The sequence below is a fragment of the Marinicauda salina genome (assembly GCF_003122085.1).
Taxonomy (GTDB): Bacteria; Pseudomonadota; Alphaproteobacteria; order Caulobacterales; family Maricaulaceae; genus Maricicauda_A; species Maricicauda_A salina.
In genome coordinates this window covers 240909-259566 of the sequence record NZ_QEXV01000004.1, presented here as the reverse complement: position 1 = coordinate 259566, position 18658 = coordinate 240909, and the positions used below count along the sequence as shown (strand labels likewise).

The 18658-nt window shown below is 67.7% G+C and carries 11 protein-coding genes; 6 read left to right on the top strand and 5 right to left on the bottom strand.

Annotated features, from left to right (window positions below):
- Positions 1-17: 17 nt before the first annotated feature.
- The 5 genes from DDZ18_RS10530 to DDZ18_RS10510 form a co-directional block, all read right to left on the bottom strand.
- A complete protein-coding gene (locus DDZ18_RS10530; protein WP_109253350.1) occupies positions 18-3038 on the bottom strand; it encodes a BPTD_3080 family restriction endonuclease in 3021 nt (1006 codons plus the stop codon).
- 720 nt (positions 3039-3758) lie between these two features.
- Complete coding sequence (locus DDZ18_RS10525) at positions 3759-3947, bottom strand: helix-turn-helix domain-containing protein (RefSeq protein ID WP_233245805.1); 189 nt, start codon at positions 3945-3947, stop codon at positions 3759-3761.
- Positions 3948-4022: 75 nt separating this feature from the next.
- Positions 4023-4625, bottom strand: a complete 603-nt coding sequence (locus tag DDZ18_RS10520) for a hypothetical protein (protein ID WP_109253348.1) — start codon at positions 4623-4625, stop codon at positions 4023-4025.
- 11 nt (positions 4626-4636) lie between these two features.
- A complete protein-coding gene (locus DDZ18_RS10515) occupies positions 4637-5935 on the bottom strand; it encodes a tyrosine-type recombinase/integrase (protein ID WP_109253347.1) in 1299 nt (432 codons plus the stop codon).
- A 306-nt stretch (positions 5936-6241) separates the two neighbouring features.
- Positions 6242-6694, bottom strand: coding sequence for a hypothetical protein (locus DDZ18_RS10510; RefSeq protein WP_109253346.1), 453 nt, complete (start codon positions 6692-6694; stop codon positions 6242-6244).
- Between the two features lie 570 nt (positions 6695-7264).
- Between DDZ18_RS10510 and DDZ18_RS10505 the strand changes: the two genes are divergently transcribed.
- From DDZ18_RS10505 to gspF, 6 genes are all read left to right on the top strand, one after another.
- Entirely contained in the window at positions 7265-10141 is a 2877-nt protein-coding gene (locus DDZ18_RS10505; RefSeq protein WP_109253345.1) for a hypothetical protein, read from the top strand.
- Positions 10142-10217: 76 nt separating this feature from the next.
- Entirely contained in the window at positions 10218-12914 is a 2697-nt protein-coding gene (locus DDZ18_RS10500) for a TonB-dependent receptor domain-containing protein (RefSeq protein WP_109253344.1), read from the top strand.
- A gap of 62 nt (positions 12915-12976) precedes the next feature.
- On the top strand, positions 12977-13918 hold the full coding sequence (locus DDZ18_RS10495) for a type II secretion system protein N (protein ID WP_109253343.1): 942 nt from the start codon (positions 12977-12979) through the stop codon (positions 13916-13918).
- On the top strand, positions 13915-15939 hold the full coding sequence (gene gspD, locus DDZ18_RS10490; RefSeq protein WP_109253342.1) for a type II secretion system secretin GspD: 2025 nt from the start codon (positions 13915-13917) through the stop codon (positions 15937-15939). Before DDZ18_RS10495 ends, gspD begins: the two co-directional genes overlap by 4 nt.
- The gene (gene gspE, locus DDZ18_RS10485) at positions 15932-17425 is read left to right on the top strand and encodes a type II secretion system ATPase GspE (RefSeq protein WP_109253341.1); all 1494 of its coding nucleotides are present in this window, start codon (positions 15932-15934) and stop codon (positions 17423-17425) included. Before gspD ends, gspE begins: the two co-directional genes overlap by 8 nt.
- Positions 17412-18641, top strand: a complete 1230-nt coding sequence (gene gspF, locus DDZ18_RS10480; protein WP_109253340.1) for a type II secretion system inner membrane protein GspF — start codon at positions 17412-17414, stop codon at positions 18639-18641. Before gspE ends, gspF begins: the two co-directional genes overlap by 14 nt.
- Positions 18642-18658 lie beyond the last annotated feature (17 nt).

Here is an 18658-nt window from a genome sequence, read left to right as displayed (position 1 = left end):
CAAATGGACAAACTGGATCATGCGGGCTGGGCGTTCAGGCGGTCTTCGATGAGCCGCTTGAAGGCGGCCTCCATCTCGTAGGCCTCGGTGAATTCCACGAAGTCCCAGCGCCCGAACGTCTTGGCGTTGTTCACGCCCTTCACCCAGGATTCGCGCATGGTGCGCGCCTTCTCGGCCTTGTCGCCCTTGGGGTAGCCGGAGATCTCGACGATCAGCTTGAGCGGGTCGTCCGGGCCGTTTCCGTCGTCGACGTGCAGCAGGAAGTCGGGGCGATACCAGCGCTTCTGGCCGCCCATGAGGTAGGGCGCCTCGAAGCCGAGCGCGTGGTTCTTCACATAGCTGAGCACGCGCGGATGGGCCTCGGCGATGCGGCAGAACTCCGCCTCCCAGTCGCTGTCGAGGATGATCCAGTTGAGATGGCACTTGTTCGCCTCGGGCTTCCAGCGATGGGTCTTCGACGTGGTGAAGTTCACGTCCATCGTGGAGCCGGTCGGCTTGTAGGGGTCGAGCACCGCCTTGCGGACCGGCTCTCCGCCGTCCGCCGGCGCGACCGCATCCGCGATGCGCTCGGCCGCCATGTCGGCGAGATAGGCGTAGAGCAGCTGGCCAGGGACCGTGCCGCCCTTGCAGACCAGATAGCCGTCGTCGAGCCAGCGCCGGACGATGCGCTTGAGCGGGCCGAACAGATGCATCTTCGGCTCGCCGCCGGCGTCACGGAACTTGTTGTAGATGAGGCGGGCGGTGAGATTGTAGATGAGCTCGCTTTTGCGCACCTGCGCGGCGTCATCGATGCTGAGCTCGTTGCGTTCGCCGATGATGCCGCCGGTCTCGGTCGTCGTCGGGCCCGTCATGTCCGGCGTCAGGACCATCGAGGAATCCGCGTTGAAGCGCGCCTCCAGCCGCTCGGGCGGCAGCTCGTTGCGATAGCCCTCGACGCGCGGGAAGGTGATCGCGAGGTGGTCGCGTTCCGGGCTGACCGCGTGGACATGGACGGTCTCGCGCGGCTTGGTCGGCTTCGGGCGCACCGGCTCGGCGGCGAAGTCGAACGGGATGCCGAGCACGTCGGCGTATTCCGGATCGAACCGGCCCTCCTCGTTGAGCGCGTAGGACTGCCGGCGCAGGGCGCGACCGATCACCTGCTCGCACAGCAGCTGCGTGCCGAAGGCGCGCACGCCGAGGACGTGGGTGACCGTGTTGCAGTCCCAGCCCTCGGTGAGCATCGAGACCGAGACGACGCAGCGGATGGACTCGCCGAGCGCACCCTTCTTGCCGACGGTGTTCATCACCTCGCGCAGGATGTCCGCGTCGGTGAGGTTTTCGGCCTCCTGAAGCTTGCCGCGCTGACGCAGCTCATACTTGAAGCGCTCGATTTCGCCCTCGGCGACCTTCTTGAAATCGTCGGAGAGGCCTTCGCCCGACTCAAGCTGGCTGGAGTCGATCAGCAGCGTGCGCGGCCGCTCCAGCGGCTCGCCGTTGTTGTCGAAGTTGCGGAACTTCTCCAGCCGGCCGTTGTGGAACTGACCCTCCGGCGAGCGGAAGCCGGAGATGTAGTCATGGACCATCTTCGAGGTCGCGGTGTTGGCGCACACCACGATGAAGACGGGCGGCACCTCGATATCCGCGTTCTTCCAGCGTTCGAACTCGTCTTCGTAATGGCCGTAGAGCGCCTTCAGCGCCGTCTCCAGCATCGGCGGAATGCCGAGCGGATCGTGGAACTTGCCGCTGGCCCGCTTCCCCTTGGGCAGCTCCGTGCCGATATGCCTCCAAAGATCGCGGAACTTGGGCATATCGGCCCGGTCGATCGTGTTGTCCGAGATCGGGATGCGGGGAAGCTTCACGATCCCGCACTCGATCGCGTCCATCAGCGAGAAGTCGCTGACCGTCCAGGGAAACAGCGTGCCTTCGGGATAGCCTGATCCGCTGAGGAAGAACGGCGTGGCGGAAAGATCGTAGACGGCCCGGACGCCGAGCTTGCGCTTGACCGCCTCGATGCCGTTGATCCACAGGCGCGCGGCCTTGCTGTTCTCCTCGGCCTCGGCCTTCTCCGCGCCCTTGAGCGCCTTCTCCTCCTCCGTCTCCGGGCGCTCGCGATAGCAGTGGTGCGCCTCGTCATTGATGACGATGATGTTGCGCATGCCCATGAGCGGCTTGGCCACGCGGGCGACCATCGCGCCCTCGGTCTCGGTCGTGGCGGGCTCCTCGCCGTGACCCTTCATGAAGGAGCGGCCGACCTTCGAGAGCTCCATCGTCTCGCGCAGCCGGAACGCGTGATAATTCGTAATGACGATGCGGGCCTGCTGCAGCTCTTCGAGCATGTCGGCCGGCACAAGCTCGCGCGAGGCGTAGTAGCTGTTCGGATCGTTCGGCTGCAGCACCTGGAGGCGGTCCCGGATCGTGATGCCCGGAGCGACGATCAGGAAGCCCTTGGTGAATTTCTGCGCGTTCGGCCGACGCGCCTTGTTGAGCGCCTGCCACGCGATCAGCATCGCCATCACGGTGGTCTTGCCCGCGCCGGTCGCCAGCTTGAGCGCGATGCGGAACAGCTCCGGGTTGGCCTCGGCGTTGGCCGCGTTCAGATGCTCCAGGATGTGCTCGGTGCGCTTGCCCATATTGGGCGCGACCTCGGCGAGCCAGATCGCGGTCTCAACCGCCTCGACCTGGCAGAAGAACGGGCGGAGGCCCTGGAACTCGTGGGATCGCCAGTGGCGCAGGAGGCGTTCTGTGGTCGGCGTGACGCCCCAGTCGGCCGGATTCGGGATGCTGCGCCACCGGTCCACCATGGCGCGGATGTCGTTGATGATCGGGTACGGATCGAGCGTCCCGCCCAGATCCACGTCGCCGCTGCGAAGCCCGAGCTGAGCCTGCGCCGGGTCGTCCCGCTGCGCCTTCGCCTGGGGCACCGGCGTGATGAACTCCGCCCGCCGCCGGCGGTCGACGACCTCGCCGGTGGGCTGACCTTGCAGATCCAACGCCCAATGCCGACCCGGATACTCGTACGGCGAGTTCAGGATCGGCTCTTCAAAAAACGGGTTGTTCAAATTCCCACCCCATGCGCCGAATATGTTGCGACCTTAGGGTCGGTTCGCAGAGATCGACAATAGGCGTGGGCGCCCTCGATCGGCTCGAGCACGCCGGGGATGCGAAATAGCTGTGGAGCAATCTGCGAACGCGCCGGCGCTGGAGAGCGAGGCGAGCCGCACCCTCGCTCTTCACCTCATCTCCGGAACCGTCGCTCGAACCTCTCAATATCTAGGCTTTCGGCGGCATCGAGCGCTTTCCTTGATGAAATCAGGAACCGCTACGGCGGGATGAAGGCCGCGGGCCGATCTCATCCGATATCTGGACGCGGAAGCGGCCCGGCTCCTGAGCGATTGGCGGAAGCACAACCCGGCGCCGTCGACCTTGTGGGTTTTCCCGCTTCCGAGCGATCCGCGCAAACCACGCGCGTGCCTCGAAGCGGCCGAGCTGATGATCGCCTGATTGAAGGGAGCCAACCCAGTTCAATGCGATCTGCTTTCCCTCCCTCGGCCCGCCAATGAGGATCGCGGCAGCCGAGGTCGGGTTGAATAGGCGAACTTCCCTGATGCCCCTTCGTGCGTCTCTGAGATAGCCTCGCCGTGGACCGTTCAGTCCCGGGCATCGTGAATCCAGCAGCTCGGGCTCGGAGTGCTTAAACTCCCGATCCGCCTACTAGGCGCAATCTCCCATGAATCCGTGCTGCAATGTGAACAAAAGCGAACATTTTTCGCCCCGGACGCTCACTTCGAGCGATCGACCGCTCTCTCGAGCAGCGCGTCGACATCCGCCTTCCGCACCAAACGCCGAGAACCGATCTTCAGGGTTTGAAGCTCTCCGCGCTGCATAAGGCGATAGATCGTCGATCGGCTCAAGCCGGCATAGGCGGCGGCCTGGTTGATCGACATCGCGTTCGTGACGTCGGTGAACATCGGCATTGCTCCTTCTTCGCTCGCCGGCGTGTCTCACGCCGGTCTATGGAGCTTCATGGGAGCCGATGGCGTTTCTCATCTGGAGTGGTCTGAGAAATCTTTCTTCGGGGCGATCGACCTCACCCGCTTTTCGCTGAGATTGAACTTCGCGGCCGCATCCCGCACCGCGTTCTTGTAGAGTTCCCCTGCCCCGATCTGCCTATCAATGAAGTCTTCAACCTCAACATTTCTCAACCTCGCCGCAGCCTTACGGGCCTCGGCGCCGTACCTTCGCAGGGGCTCGGAATGCTTCTCGCGGTATATCCGCGCGCCATTCTCGCCGAATTCCCCGTGCGCAGCGGCGTACTCGCGGCCGAGGCTGAAGAACCGGTAGGCGAGGAGGTAGGCGCGGCCCGCGCGGCACTCTTCCCAGGCGACGCCGGGAGGCGGCTCCGGAAGCCGGTCGAGCAGCTCAAGGATCCCGGAGACCTCTTCACGCATGCTGGCCTTGGCGGGCTCGCCCCAATCGGAGGCTTCTATCTCCTCCAGAATGAGGGCGAGGATGCGCCTCGGATGATGGAGATCCCCGGCTCCGGCGCGCTCCCATAGCTCGCGCTCTTCACCGTCTGCGTCCTCGGGCGGAGAAATCTCATCTCCGAACCGCCATTCCCCTGCACGCCTGGCGTCGCGGCTGGCCATCTCATGAGACCTCACGCCGTCTCATCGGAAGGCGCGGTCTTCCCGCTCGCAGGGAACGGCGTAACGACGTCGGCTCCATCTCCCGATAGCCACTTCTCGATCATCCGCCCCCAGAGGTCCATCGCGTCACGGCGTTCTTCCTCATAGTCGTGGCGCATATAGACCCTACGGGTGACGGTCTTTTCGGTTTCGCTGATGTGATTGAGAAGCCGCGCGACGACTTCTTCACGGACGCCATTTCTTTGCAGATGCGTCGCCATCGTCCGGCGGAAGTCATGCGGCGTGAAGGGTCGGTCTTCGAAGCCCAGATGTCGACGCTTACGATTGATCGCTTTGGCGGCCGAATGCGCCTTGAGCGCCTGCTCACGAGGCTTCTCAATACCGAGACGGGCTCTCGGACGGGACGCAAACAGAAATTCCTTGCCCGCGTGGTGAAGCGCGGCCTCTTCGAACAGCTGTTTGGCGAGATCTGACAACGGCACGCGAGTGGCGCGTCCATTCTTCGATCGAGCAGCCGGAATCTCCCAGTAGCCTCGAGCGAGGTTCAACTCTGTTCGCTCGGCTCCGCAGACCTCGCCGATCCGCTGTCCCGTCACCAGGGCCAGCCGGAGCGCGCATATCATGGCTGTTGAAAGACCGGTGTCGTCCAGGCCCTTCCAAAGACGAACGATTTCATCCGGCTCAAGGGCTCTATCGCCGGGTTCCGGTCGGTGCCTGCGCTTCATCTCCCTCGTCGGATTGTTCTGGATATAGGCGCGTGAGACGCCCCAACGGAGCATGCCGCGGAGCAGCTCGTAGACCTTGTTCGTCTGGATCTTCGCCCCGCGGCGCTCCACGCGATCGAGCACCGCATTGATGTCGGCTTGAGTGAGCGTGTCAGCGACGAAGTCCCCGATCACTGGAAGAATGTCTTTCCCGATGATCCGTTGATCGGCCCGCCAGGATCGCTTGTTCGGCATCGCATGCTGCTCGAGGTATCGATCCGCGAGATCGCGCACGGTTCGAACCGTGTGGTCAGCGAGTTCATGCGCCTTGGGGTCAATGCCCTGATCGACCTTGGTCCTCAGCTCTCGCGCTCTCTTCTCGGCGTCCTTCAACCCGAGTTCCGGATAACGGCCCAGCGACACCTTGGTGCGCTTGCCGGTGCCCGGCCGGCGATAGCTGAAGCTCCAGCTCTTATGGCCGGTCTCGCCGACGCGGAGAATGAGCCCAGGAACCACATCGCTCCGAAACTCGGTTCGCCGCTCCACTCTCAGGGCGTCGATCTGCTTGGAGTTGCGCGGGAGGCAGGTTCGCGATGGGTCGGTCATTGGCTCTCCAGACCTCTCTGGGGTCCACGTGGGGTCCAAGAATCCGACACATCATGCACCGCGCTGACCCAGCCTGAAAAGCTAAAAACATATTTTTCTGATAGTTAGCGTATCATCGCGTTTCAGATTATCCCTCTTTGTTCCGCGACCCATCACCTGTTAACCGCTGGGTCGCTGGTTCGAGTCCGGCCCGGGGAGCCATCACTTTCAGGCGCTTAGCCTGAGACGCGCGATCGGAGCTTTCCCCAGCCGATCGACGAAGGCCCGCGCGGGCCGCACGGGACCGCCGCGGCGGCGCTTAGCCCGCTACCGCCTGGACGACTTGCGCCGCTCGAGGCTGCGCTCCCGGTCGCGCTGCTTCCAGCGCTCGCGCGCCTCGCGCCGGCGCCGCTCCTCGTCTTCCCAGTCGGCGTCGCTCGTGCTCTCGATGAAGCGGCGGATGCGTTCGACCTCCGCGCGGACGGCCTCGACGCTGTCGTCCACGACGACGCCCGTCGCATCGCCCTCGAGCAGCGCGCCCTGCACGTAGATCTTGATCGTGCGGCGGCCGTCCGCCGCCCGCGCCGACCACCACCAGCGCCGGCTGCCGCCCGCCGGGTTGTAGTCGAGGTCCGCCGCCGTCCGGAGGCGGTCGAGCTGGGCGAGCTGCCGGTCCGCGGCGTCGAGGATCTTCCGGCGGAAGCTCTTGCGCGCGCCGCCGTCCGCGCCCGCGCGCGTGGGCAGGTTGTAGCGCTGCGCATACTTGCGGATGAAACTCACGCCCACCTCCTCCCTTGCGCGCCGCCGGGCGCGGCCCGGCCGGACGGCCCGCGGAGCGCGCGCGGGTCGCGGGCCTCGAGACGAGGAGTTAGGCGGTCTTCCTTGCGCGGCTGTGACAGCCCGGTGAACGTTTTGCTACAGCGCCCAGGCCGGACGCGCCGCACCGGATCGCGCGCCGGGCGGCGACCACGTACGCGCGGACCGCGACTCCCCCCCGATTCGCCGCCCGACCGAGGCTGGCGCGACCGTCGCGGCGGCCGACGCCCGGCGCGGAGACGCCCCCGGATGCGCGGCCGGCGATTTTGGAATCGCCCACGTTGCAATTGCGCCACGCTGGCGGCGGCGGCCCCGCAGGCGGCGATTTACAAAGCGTTAAGCGTCTCGCCGCGGCCCTCGCCGAACGATCGCCCGGACGCGCGCGGCGCCTGTCACCGCTCTGTCACCGAAGTGCGATCAGCCTGTTGCAAACTTCGTGTTCGTTCCCCGCGAACCTCGGGCGGTCCGCATGCGGCGGCCGGCCCTGAGGGGACACGCCCATTCGCACGCCACCACGGCTTTCGGGGGATCGAGATGCCAACCAAGTCCATCACCAAGCACCTGCTCCTCGGCGCGTCCTGCGCCGTCATCGCGGCGTGTTCCGACGCGTCGATCAGCTCGCCCGGCGAGGAGAACCAGGTTCCCCCGCCCTCCCAGGGCGGCGGCGGCGGCGGCACGCAGTCGCTCAACCTCATTCCCGCGGGCGGCTGCCCGACCGGCACGGCCTCGCAGACCACGACGGTCAGCTATAGCGGCGGCGACGCCGACGTCACGGCCTGCCGCGTCACCGGCACGCTGACCCAGAACGTCACCATCCCGGCCGGCGAGACCTTCTTCATCTCCGGCCCGGTCTTCGTCGGCCAGGACGACGGCGCCTCGACGGCCTCGACCTCCGGAACGACCACGGCGGGCGCGCCCGGCGGTCCGACGCTGACCATCGAGGAAGGCGCGACACTCGTCGGTGAATCCGGCGGCGACTACATCGTGATCACGCGCGGCTCCTCGATCGACGCGGAAGGCACGTCGACCGACCCGATCGTCATGACCTCGGCCCTCGATCTCGTCGAGCAGCGTCTCGGCGCCCCGCGCACGGGCTCTGACACCGCCCGCGGCGAGTGGGGCGGCCTGGTGATCAACGGCCGCGCGCCGATCAACGCCTGCATTGACGGCACGGCGACCGGCGGCACGGAGGACTGCCAGAAGTCGGGCGAAGGCTCCTCGGGCCTGTTCGGCGGCGGTACGGCCGACGACAATTCCGGCACGCTGCGCTACGTCCAGGTCAAGTACGCGGGCTTCCGCGTGAACAACGAGGACGAGCTCAACGGCATCGCCTTCCAGGGCGTCGGCTCGGACACGACCGCCGAGTTCATCCAGGTTCACAACAACCAGGATGACGGCATCGAGATGTTCGGCGGCACGGTCGACCTGCGCAACATCGTGCTCACCGGCATCGCCGACGACTCCATGGACTACACCGACGGCTGGGTCGGCTCGGCCCAGTTCGTGCTCGTCCGCCAGCTGCCCGACGACGGCGACCAGGGTTTCGAGTTCGACAATAACGGCGACGACAACACCGCGCTGCCGCGTTCGAACCCGCGCATCTCCAACTTCACGCTGGTCGGCCAGCGCGACTCCTCGTCGTCGGACTTCGGCATGCTGCTGCGCGAAGGCACGGCCGGCGACCTCGTCAACGGCGTCGTCGTCGACTTCAACGACGCCTGCCTCGACGTCGACCAGCCCGAGACGCACGGCCTCGCCGGCTCGGACCTCACGATCCGCTCGACCTTCTTCGACTGCAACGCCAACTTCGAAGACGACGACGACGGCTTCGACGAGGCCGCCTTCTTCAACGCCGGCGCCAACAACACGACCGGCGCGAACTCGCTGGCCGGCCAGTTCTTCCCCGGCCCGAACGAGCAGGCCGTCACCGCGATCGACCCGACCACGGTCGACGCCGGCTTCTCCGCGGCCGACTATATCGGCGCCTTCTCGCCGAGCGAGACGGTGAGCTCCAACTGGGCGGCGGGCTGGACCTTCGGCCTGTTCCCGGATCCGGGCTGCCCGGCGGGCACGACCGAGGCGGCCGACACGATCGGCGGCCAGCGCGTCTGCCAGATCGAGGGCAACATCACCTCCGACCTGACGCTCACCGGCGGCAATCTCTACGAGATCATCGGCCCGGTCTTCGTCGGGGTCGATCGCGGCGCCGATCCGGCGAACCCGGAGCCCTCGGGCATCGAGGCCAGCCTGACCATCGAGCCGGGCGCCACGTTGTTCGGCTCCGCCGGCAGCGACTATCTCGTCGTCGCCCGCGGTTCGCAGATCTTCTCCAACGGCACGGCCAACCAGCCGGTGATCATGACCTCGCGCGCCGACGTGGAAGGCACGCAGGCCGATCCGAACACGTCGCGCGGCGAGTGGGGCGGCCTTGTCATCAACGGTCGCGCGCCGATCAACGCCTGCATCGACGGCACCGCGACCGGCGGCTCCGTGGATTGCGAGAAGTCCGGCGAGGGCTCGTCGGGCCTGTTCGGCGGCGCCACGGCCGACGACGACTCGGGCGCTATCAACTACACCCGCGTCCAGTACGCCGGCTTCCGCGTGAACAACGAGGACGAGCTCAACGGCATCGCCTTCCAGGGCGTGGGCACGGGCACCGAGGTCGACTTCATCCAGGTCCACAACAACCAGGATGACGGCGTCGAGTTCTTCGGCGGCACGGTCAACGCCAAGCACATCGTGCTGACCGGCAACGCCGACGACAGCCTCGACTACACCGACGGCTGGACCGGCAACGTGCAGTACGTGATCGTCCAGCACGCCGCCGACGACGCCGACCAGGGCTTCGAGTTCGACAGCAACGGCGACGACAACTCCGCGGAGCCGTTCTCGAACCCGACGATCTCGAACTTCACGCTGATCGGTCAGCGGGCCTCGTCGGCCTCCGACCTGGGCATGCTGCTGCGCGAGGGCACGAAGGGCGATCTGATCAACGGCATCGTCGTCGACTTCAACGACGCCGGCGCCGATGTCGACAACGACCTGACTTTCACCCACGCCAACAATGACGAGCTGCAGGTCCGCTCGGTGTTCTTCGACAACCCGGAGAACTTCAACACCGACGACGACGTCGCCGACGGCGACAGCAGCCAGTTCGACGAAGCCGCCTTCTTCAGCGGGGAGGCCAACAACACCACGGGCACGACCTCGCTGGCCGGCTTCTCGTTCATCACCGACATGTCGAACAACAACGCCAAGGGCGTCGTGCCGGATGCGGCCGGCCCCGAGGCGGGCGTGACGGTGATCGATCCGTCCACGATCGATCCGTTCTTCGACAGCGTCGACTACATCGGCGCCGTCGAGGACGCGAACGACGACTGGTTCCAGGGCTGGACGCTCCAGCAGCAGTAAGGGCGCGCCGGGCCCGGCCGGTCTCCGGCCGGGTCCCCGCTCTCGCGTCAGCGAAGCAAAGCGATTGGGGATACCAATGAACCATCACCGCATCGCGCTCTCGGCGGCCCTGCTGGCATCGACCGTCCTGGTCCCCGCCAGCGCCGCCTGGGCGCAGGAGGCCGATCCGTCGGCGTCCGCACCGACCCAGACCGACGACGTCATCGTCGTGCGCTACCAGTACGTTCCCGACGACAAGCGGGCGACGTCGGAAGTCTCGAGCTTCCTCTCCATCGACGACATCGTCACCACCGGCGACTCCGACATCGCCTCGGCGCTGGGACGCGTCACGGGCCTGTCGGTCTCCGAGGGGCGCTATGTCGTCGTGCGCGGCCTCAACGAGCGCTACTCGAACACGCTGATCAACGGCTCGCCCCTGGCGAGCCCGGAGCCGCTCCGCCGGGCCGTCCCCCTGGACCTGTTTCCGACCAGCCTGATCAGCAACACGCTCGTCCAGAAGACCTACTCGCCGCGCTTCCCCGGCGAGTTCGGCGGCGGTCTCGTCGAGATCGAAACTTCGGCGCTGCCTGAAGAGCGCTTTCTCGAAGTCGGCGTCAGTTTCGCGGCCGACACCATCACGAGCTTCGACGAAGGCCTCACGTATGACGGCGGCGACGACGACTGGACCGGCTTCGAGGACGGCACCCGCGACTGGCCCGCACAGTTCGCGGACATCCTTCTGACCGAGAATATCGGCCCCTCCGAGCAGGACCCGGTCGAACTCGCCGAGATCGGCCGCAATCTGGAGAACTCGCGGCTCTGGGTTCAGTTCGAGGAACAGATCCCGGGCGACGCGGGCTTCTCGTTGAGCGCCGGCGACCGGTTCGACTTCGACAACTTCTCGGTCGGCGTCCTCGCCGCGGTCGGCTACGACAATTCGTGGCAGACGGAAATCGGCCGTCGCGGCAAGGCGCGCGTCTCGTCCGGCGGCCTCACGCCGAGGTCCCAGTTCGCCCGCACCTCGACGGCGAACACCGTCGAGACCAACGGCATGTTCAATCTCGGCGTCGAGTTCGGCGAGCACGAGGTCCAGGCGCTCGCCCTGGTCCTGCGCTCGACCGAAAAGGAGACGTCGAGCCTGCTCGGCCGGGACGACGACCTGGACTCGCTGGTGCGCAACGACGCCAACGCCTGGTTCGAGCGTCAGGTCTACACCTACCAGCTGTCGGGCGATCACACGTTCGACCTGGGCGAGGGCCTGAACGTCGAGTGGCGGGCGGCGACGTCCGACGCCTCGCGCTACGCCCCGAACCAGCGTCGCGCCTTCTACGAGTTCGACGGCGACGAATCCGCCATCGGCGACAATTTCGAGCTGCTTGGCGACTCCCGCTACGCGGGCGACTTCCTGCTCCGCAATTCCGGCGACGGCAACACCATCACCTTCAGCCGCGTCGACGACGTCACCGACGACATCGGCTTCGACGTCACGCTGCCCGTCACGCTCGGCGGCATGGATTGGGAATGGAGCGCCGGCTACAACCGGATGGACAAGGAGCGCGTCGCGTTCGCGCGGGAATTCCGCTTCTTCGGCTCCATCCCGGCCGATCTGCGCGGCAGCCGGATCGATTACATCTTCGCCGACCAGAACATTCTCGACAGCCGCTTCCGGCTGACCGAGGTGGGCGGCTCGCTGAGCCCGGAAGCCTATCGGGGCGATCTCGAGGTCGAGGCCGGCTACATCTCGACCGACGTCGCGCTGACGCCGTTCCTTCGGGCCGCCGCCGGCGTGCGCTTCGAGGACGGCGAGCAGACTGTGGACACCTACAACCTGCCGATCCTCGACGCGTCCGATTTCGGCGACAACGAGGGCTTCATCTCGGAGGACTATGCGCTTCCGGCCGTGACGCTCACCTGGACGTTCGCCGAGAACATGCAGCTTCGCCTCGGCTACTCGGAGACGATCGCCCGGCCGCAATTCCGCGAACTCGGTCCGACGACCTTCTTCAACACCGAGACCGACGAGCGCTTCCGCGGCAACCCGTTCCTGACCAACACCGAAATCACCAATTTCGACGCCCGCTTCGAATGGTATTTCGGTCGGGACCAGTTCTTCACCGCCGGTCTCTTCTACAAGGAGCTGGAATCGCCGGTCGTGGAGTACATCCTGCGTGAAGGCGAAACGCTGGCGACCTCGTTCCTGAACGCGCCGTCGGCCGAGCTGACGGGCTTCGAGGTCGAGTTCGAGAAGCGTTTCGACTTCTCCGACCGCTTCGAGGCGGCGTTCTGGGACGACGCCGAGGTGTTCGTGAAGGCCAACTACACCTTCACCGACTCCTCGATGGCGGCGGGCGACGGCGACACGGTGATCCTGTCCGAGCCGGCGGGCGGCGAAGCCGTCGCCGCAACGGCGCCGGCCTCGGGCTTCATCGCGGACGGCCAGACGCTCCAGGGTCAGTCCGAGCACCTCGCCAACCTGCAAATCGGCTGGGAGGAACCCGCCGCCGGTCGCCGGACCGCGTTCCTGGTGAACTTCACCGGCGAGCGGACGCGGGCGCTGCAGAACCTCGCCGTCGGTCTGCCCGAGGTGGTCGAGGAGCCGCCGGTCATGCTCGATTTCGTGCATAGCCGCGAGCTCGAGTTCCGCGGCCGCGAGATCGCAAACGTTCGCTTTGCGGTCCGCAACTTGCTAGGCGAGGATTACGTCGCCACGCAGTCGGCCGGGAACAGCTCGATCGAGGTCGATTCCTACGAGATCGGGACGACGTTCTCGATCAACCTGTCGCGGACCTTCTGACCGGTCCCCGACAGTCGAAGCCAGGACTGCGCGGGCGGGCCCTCCTCCGGGGGGCCCGCTCCGTGCGTCCGGAACGCCTGGAGGCGAAACTGAAGGCGCTGAGGAGAGACGAGCAGGCGACGGCGCGCATCGCCGCTGACACGGGGCGGACACAAAACCGCCGCGGAGCGCCGCGCCGTTTCACGGCGCTGGCCCGTGGCGCGGTCGAGCTCGCCCTGGTCGCGGTCATCGCCATGCTGCTGGCCCGCGCCGTCTGGTTCGGGATCTATGGCGGGGAGATCGACCGCCTATCGGCCGACATGGTCGCGCCCTCCGCGCGCCTGGCGACCGACGAGGCGCCGACCGACCTGACGATCCTGGCCGAGGGCCGCCTGTTCGCGTCGGCCGCGTTCGAAGCGGAGGTCGACCCGGTGGAGTCCGCGCCCGAGACCCAGCTCGATCTCACGCTTCGGGGCGTGCGCCGCGGCCCGACCCCGCAATCCGGCGCGGCGGTCGTCCAGACCCCGCAGGAGGGCCAGCGCACCGTGGCGATCGGCGGCGAGATCGCGCCGAACGTCACGCTCGAGGCCGTCTACGCCGACCGCGTCATCATCAATCGGCGCGGCAATCGCGAGAGCCTGTTCCTGCGCGAGCAATCGGCCCGCAGCACATCCTTCCTGCAGCCCGGCGCCGAGCCGCCAGCCGCAGAGGCGGAATCCCGTGCGCCGGGACCGCGCGCGGCGGGCGGGCTGAGCGAGGAGGACTGGGTCCGCGGCTTGCGCCTGGCCCCGGTCGAGGAAACCGCCGACGCGCGCGGCTACCGCATCCTCGCCGAGAGCGATCCGGCCCTGCTGGACGCGACCGGGCTCCGAACCGGCGACATCATCACGTCCGTCAATGGCCGCGCCCTTGCGGGCTCGGTCAACACCCTGGAGGTTCTGGAGGAGCTCGCCGAGGCCTCCGAGGCGCGCTTCACCGTCCTGCGCGACGGCGAGAGCCAGACAATCGAGGTACGCTTGAGATGACGATCCAACTTCTCGCCCGGACGGGCGGCGCGCTGCTGCTCCTCGTCGCATCGACGGTCTTCGGCCCGACGGCTTCGCCGGCCCGCGCCGCGCTCGTCCAGGCCGAAACCGAGACCGGCCACACGCTGAATTTCCGCAACGCCGACATCCAGGCCTTCATCGACGACGTGTCCATCGTGACCGGCTATACCTTCATCGTGGATCCGGAGGTCCGCGGCACGGTCACGATCACCTCGCAGAGCGCATTGAGCGAGGCCGAGGTGTTCCAGGTTTTCCTGTCGACGCTGCGCACGCACGGCTTCGCCGCCGTCCGCACGGCGCCGGGCGTGTTCCAGATCGTGCCCGAGCAGGAAGGCGCGCGCACCGGCGCCCCGAGCCGGGGCGAGCGCGGGGACGACGTCTTCCTCACCTCGGTCGTCCGGCTGGGGAATATCGGCGCGCGCGAGGCGATCCGCTCGGTCGGGCCGCTCGTCAGCCCCTCGGGCGCGGTGAACGCCTCGGATACGGGCAATCTCGTCGTGATCGTCGATTACAGCTCGAACGTCGACGCGATCGAAGACGTGCTGCGCGCGATGGACCGCGACACGTCGGTCGTCGAGATGGTCGCGCTGGAGAACGTCTCCGCCGAGGAGATGAGCCGCATCCTCGAGCGCATGCGCGCAAGCACGATCGCCGGCGAGGACTCCAGCCGCTACGGCGTGACCATCGCCGCGGTGCCGGCGTCGAACTCGATCCTGCTGCGCGGCGACGCCGACGAAGTCGCGGAAATGATCTCGCTGGCGCGCCGGGTCGATGCGGTCAGCCGCTCGAGCCAGACCTTCCGCGTGATCTATCTCAACCACGCCGACGGCGCCCAGCTGCTGCCGATCCTCGAACAGTTCGCCCAGCTCATCGATCCCGGCCAGGGCGGAGACTCGTCCGACCCGCGCACGTCGATCGCCTTCCACCGCGCGACCAACGCGATCATCGTCAACGGCGACCCGGACACGCTGCGCGAGCTCGATCTCGTCATCGGCCGGCTCGACATCCGCCGGCCGCAGGTGATGATCGAGGCGATCATCGTGGAGATCTCCGACACCGCCGCCCGCGAGCTCGGCGTCCAGTACCTCGTCGCCGGCGACGGCGACGACGCGGTGCCGTTCTCCTACTCCCGCTTCGGCGGCAATAATGTCGACCTGCTCGCGCTCACCGGCGCCCTCGCCGAGGTCGACGAGGACGATGAGGGCGCGACCGGCTCGATCTCGCTGCGCCAGGTCGCGATCGCCTCGCTGCTCGGCAGCCGCGGCGGCGTGCTCGGCGTCGGCGGCCAGTCGGACGACGGCACGCTGTTCGGCCTCATCCTCAACGCGCTCGAGACGGACACCGACTCCAACGTGCTCTCGAAGCCGTCGGTGACGGTGCTCGACAACGAGGAGGCCTCGATCCTCGTCGGCCAGCAGATCCCGATCACGACCGGCGAGGCGCTCGGATCGAACAACACCAACCCGTTCCGCACGATCGAGCGCCAGGAGGTCGGGGTCCAGCTCGACGTGACGCCCCAGATCAACGAGGGCGACACGATCCGCCTGACGATCCGCCAGGAGGTCTCCTCGATCGCCGGACCGGTCAGCGCCAGCTTCCAGGAGCTGATCACCAACCAGCGCGAGATCCAGACCACGGTGCTCGCCGACGACGGCGAGATCATCGTGCTCGGCGGCCTGATCGAGAACGATCAGCAGTTCAGCGACGATTCCGTGCCCGTGCTCGGCGACATCCCCGGCGTGGGCCGGCTGTTCCGCAACGAGAGCCAGAGCGAGCAGCGGCGCAACCTGATGGTGTTCATCCGCCCGCAGATCATCCGCTCGGCCGAGGACATGCGCGAGGTGACCCGCCAGAACTACACGTCGATGACGGCGGCGCAGCGGGCGGCGACCCGCGGGCGCAGCTCGAGCCTCGAGGACATCGTCGATATGATGATGGACGGCGAGGCGCCGTTCGACCGGGCGCTTCCCGATCGCGCCGACGAGGCTGCGGATGAGTGAGCGCACGCCCATCGCCTACGGGTTCGCCAAGGAGCGCGGCGTCGTCGTGCGCCCCGGCGACGCGCCGGTCTTCCTGATGCGCGAAGGCGCCGACCCGCTGGCGCTGGTCGAGGCGCGCCGCGCCGCCGGCGCGGCCCATCCCGTCGAGGCGTGCGACGCGAAGGCCTATGACCGCGCGCTGTCGGAGCTTTACTCCTTCGACGGCATCGACGCCGCGCTCGAGGACGAGGACGACCCGGCCGCCTCCGAAAGCCTGTCGCGGCTGATCGATGAAATTCCCAGGACCGAGGACCTGCTCGACAGCGCATCGGACGCGCCGATCATCCGCCTCATCAACGGGCTGATCGCCGAGGCCGTCCGCCTGTCGGCGTCCGACATCCATGTCGAGCCCTTCGAGGAGCGCGTCTCGGTCCGCTTCCGCGTCGACGGCGTGCTGCAGGAGACCGTCTCGCTGTCGCCGCGCGTCGCCTCGCCGCTTGTCAGCCGCATCAAGGTCATGGCCCGCCTCGACATCGCGGAAAAGCGCATTCCCCAGGACGGCCGGCTGTCGCTCTCGCTCGGCGGCAAGGCGATCGACGTGCGCGTCTCCACCCTGCCCTCGCGCTACGGCGAGCGGGTCGTGCTGCGCCTGCTCGACAAGGAGAGCGCCCAGTTCAGCCTCGACGAGCTCGGCATGGCGCCCGACGCGCTCGCCGATTTCAGGCGCGCGCTCGCTCAGCCCAACGGCATCGTGCTCGTCACCGGCCCGACCGGGGCGGGCAAGACGACCACGCTCTACGCCGGGCTCAACCTGCTCAACGACCAGACCCGCAACATCCTCACCGTCGAGGATCCCGTAGAATACGCCGTGCCCGGCGTCGGCCAGACCCAGGTCAATTCCAAGGTCGGCATGACCTTCGCCGCCGGTCTACGCGCCATCCTGCGCCAGGACCCGGACGTGGTGATGGTCGGCGAGATCCGCGACGTCGAGACCGCCGAGATCGCCGTGCAGGCCTCGCTCACGGGCCACCTCGTTCTGTCGACGGTGCACACGAACTCGGCCGTCGCCGCGATCGCGCGCCTGCGCGACATGGGGCTGGAGAGCTATTTGCTGGCCTCGACGCTGTCGGCCATCGTCGCCCAGCGCCTCGTTCGCCGGCTGTGCGATCACTGCAAGGAGGCGGTCGCGCCCGACGAGGCCGAGCGCGGCCTGCTCGGAGTCGGCCCCGACGAGCCGGTCACGCTTTATCGCCCGGTCGGCTGCGAGCATTGCAAGCAGCTCGGCTACGCCGGTCGCCGAGGCGTCTACGAGGTCGTCATGATCGACGAGGCGATGCGCACGCTGATCCACGACGACGCGCGCGAGACAGATCTCGCCCGCCACGCCTTCCAGGACCGCGACACGCTGTACGAGGCCGGGATGAAGCTGGCGCTCGCCGGCGAGACGAGCCTCGCCGAGGTGCTGCGCGTCTGCCGCGAGGACGGAGAGCGCAATGCCGGCGTTTGAGTACGAGGCGCTCGATTCCGCCGGCAAGCGCGCCAAGGGGCTGCTCTCGGCCGACAGCGAGCTCGCCGCCCGGCGCGAACTGCGCCGCCGGCGCATGGCGCCGCTCAAGCTGCATCGCGCCGACCGGCGCCCGGCGCTCACCGGCCTCGCCCTGCCCCGGCTTTTCCGGCCCGCCGGCCTCAACGCCGCCGACCTGATGAGCGTCACGCGCCAGCTCGCCACGCTGGTTGGCGCCGGCATGCCGGTCGAGGAGGCCGTCGGCCTGATCGCCGACCAGGCCGAACGCGTCCCGGCCCGGCGCGTGCTGATGGCGGTGCGCGGGCGCGTCACCGAGGGCGAGCGCCTGTCCGAGGCGATGGCCGCCCATCCCGACAGCTTCCCGGCGGTCTACCGCGCCATGGTCGCCGCCGGCGAAAGCGCGGGCGGTCTGTCGGAGGTGCTCGAGCGGCTGGCCGAGTATCTGGAGAAGTCCCGCGCGCTGTCGCGGCGCATCTCCGTGGCGATGATCTATCCCTCCGTTCTGGGGGTCGTCGCGCTGCTCGTCGTCGGCGTGCTGATGGTCTTCATCGTGCCGCGCATCGCCGAGCAGTTCTCCACCCTCGACGTGACGCTGCCGCTGATCACCCGGGCCATGATCGGGCTGTCGGAATTCCTTCAGGCCGGGTGGATCTGGATCGCGCTCGCAGTGCTTGTCGGCGTGTTCGGACTGTCGGCGCTCGGCCGGCGGCCCGGCGTGAAGCGCCGGATCGACTCGACGCTGCTCTCCCTGCCCTGGCTCGGCGGCTTCATCCGCAAGGTCGAGAGCGCGCGCTTCGCGCGGACCATGTCGATCCTGGTGGCCGCCGGCGCGGTGCTGCCCGACGCCCTGCGCGCGGCGCGGCGCGCCAGCGCCAACGCGCCCTTCCAGGACCGGATCGCCCGCGTCATCGACCAGGTCGAGCAGGGCGCGGGCCTGTCGGACTCGCTGCGCGCGACGGGCTGGTTTCCGCCGCTGGTGGTGTACATGGTCGCCTCCGGCGAGCGCTCGGGCCGCGTCGACGCGATGTTCGCGCGCGCCGCCGATCACCTCGAGGCCGAGGTCGACAGCGCGGTGGGCGTCGGTCTCAACCTGCTCGAGCCGGGCGTCATCGTCTTCATGGGCGGGATCGTCGCGCTGATCGTGCTGTCGATCCTGCTGCCGATCCTGCGTCTCAACACGCTGGCCATGGGCGGATAGCCCGGCCGTTCACCTGG

Excerpts from the sequence above, each read along its gene's own strand:
- DDZ18_RS10525 (WP_233245805.1), bottom strand. The coding sequence starts at position 3,947 with ATGTTCACCGACGTCACGAACGCGATGTCGATCAACCAGGCCGCCGCC.
- DDZ18_RS10520 (WP_109253348.1), bottom strand. The coding sequence starts at position 4,625 with ATGGCCAGCCGCGACGCCAGGCGTGCAGGGGAATGGCGGTTCGGAGAT.
- DDZ18_RS10515 (WP_109253347.1), bottom strand. The coding sequence starts at position 5,935 with ATGACCGACCCATCGCGAACCTGCCTCCCGCGCAACTCCAAGCAGATC.
- DDZ18_RS10505 (WP_109253345.1), top strand. The coding sequence starts at position 7,265 with ATGCCAACCAAGTCCATCACCAAGCACCTGCTCCTCGGCGCGTCCTGC.
- DDZ18_RS10500 (WP_109253344.1), top strand. The coding sequence starts at position 10,218 with ATGAACCATCACCGCATCGCGCTCTCGGCGGCCCTGCTGGCATCGACC.
- gspD (WP_109253342.1), top strand. The coding sequence starts at position 13,915 with ATGACGATCCAACTTCTCGCCCGGACGGGCGGCGCGCTGCTGCTCCTC.
- gspE (WP_109253341.1), top strand. The coding sequence starts at position 15,932 with ATGAGTGAGCGCACGCCCATCGCCTACGGGTTCGCCAAGGAGCGCGGC.
- gspF (WP_109253340.1), top strand. The coding sequence starts at position 17,412 with ATGCCGGCGTTTGAGTACGAGGCGCTCGATTCCGCCGGCAAGCGCGCC.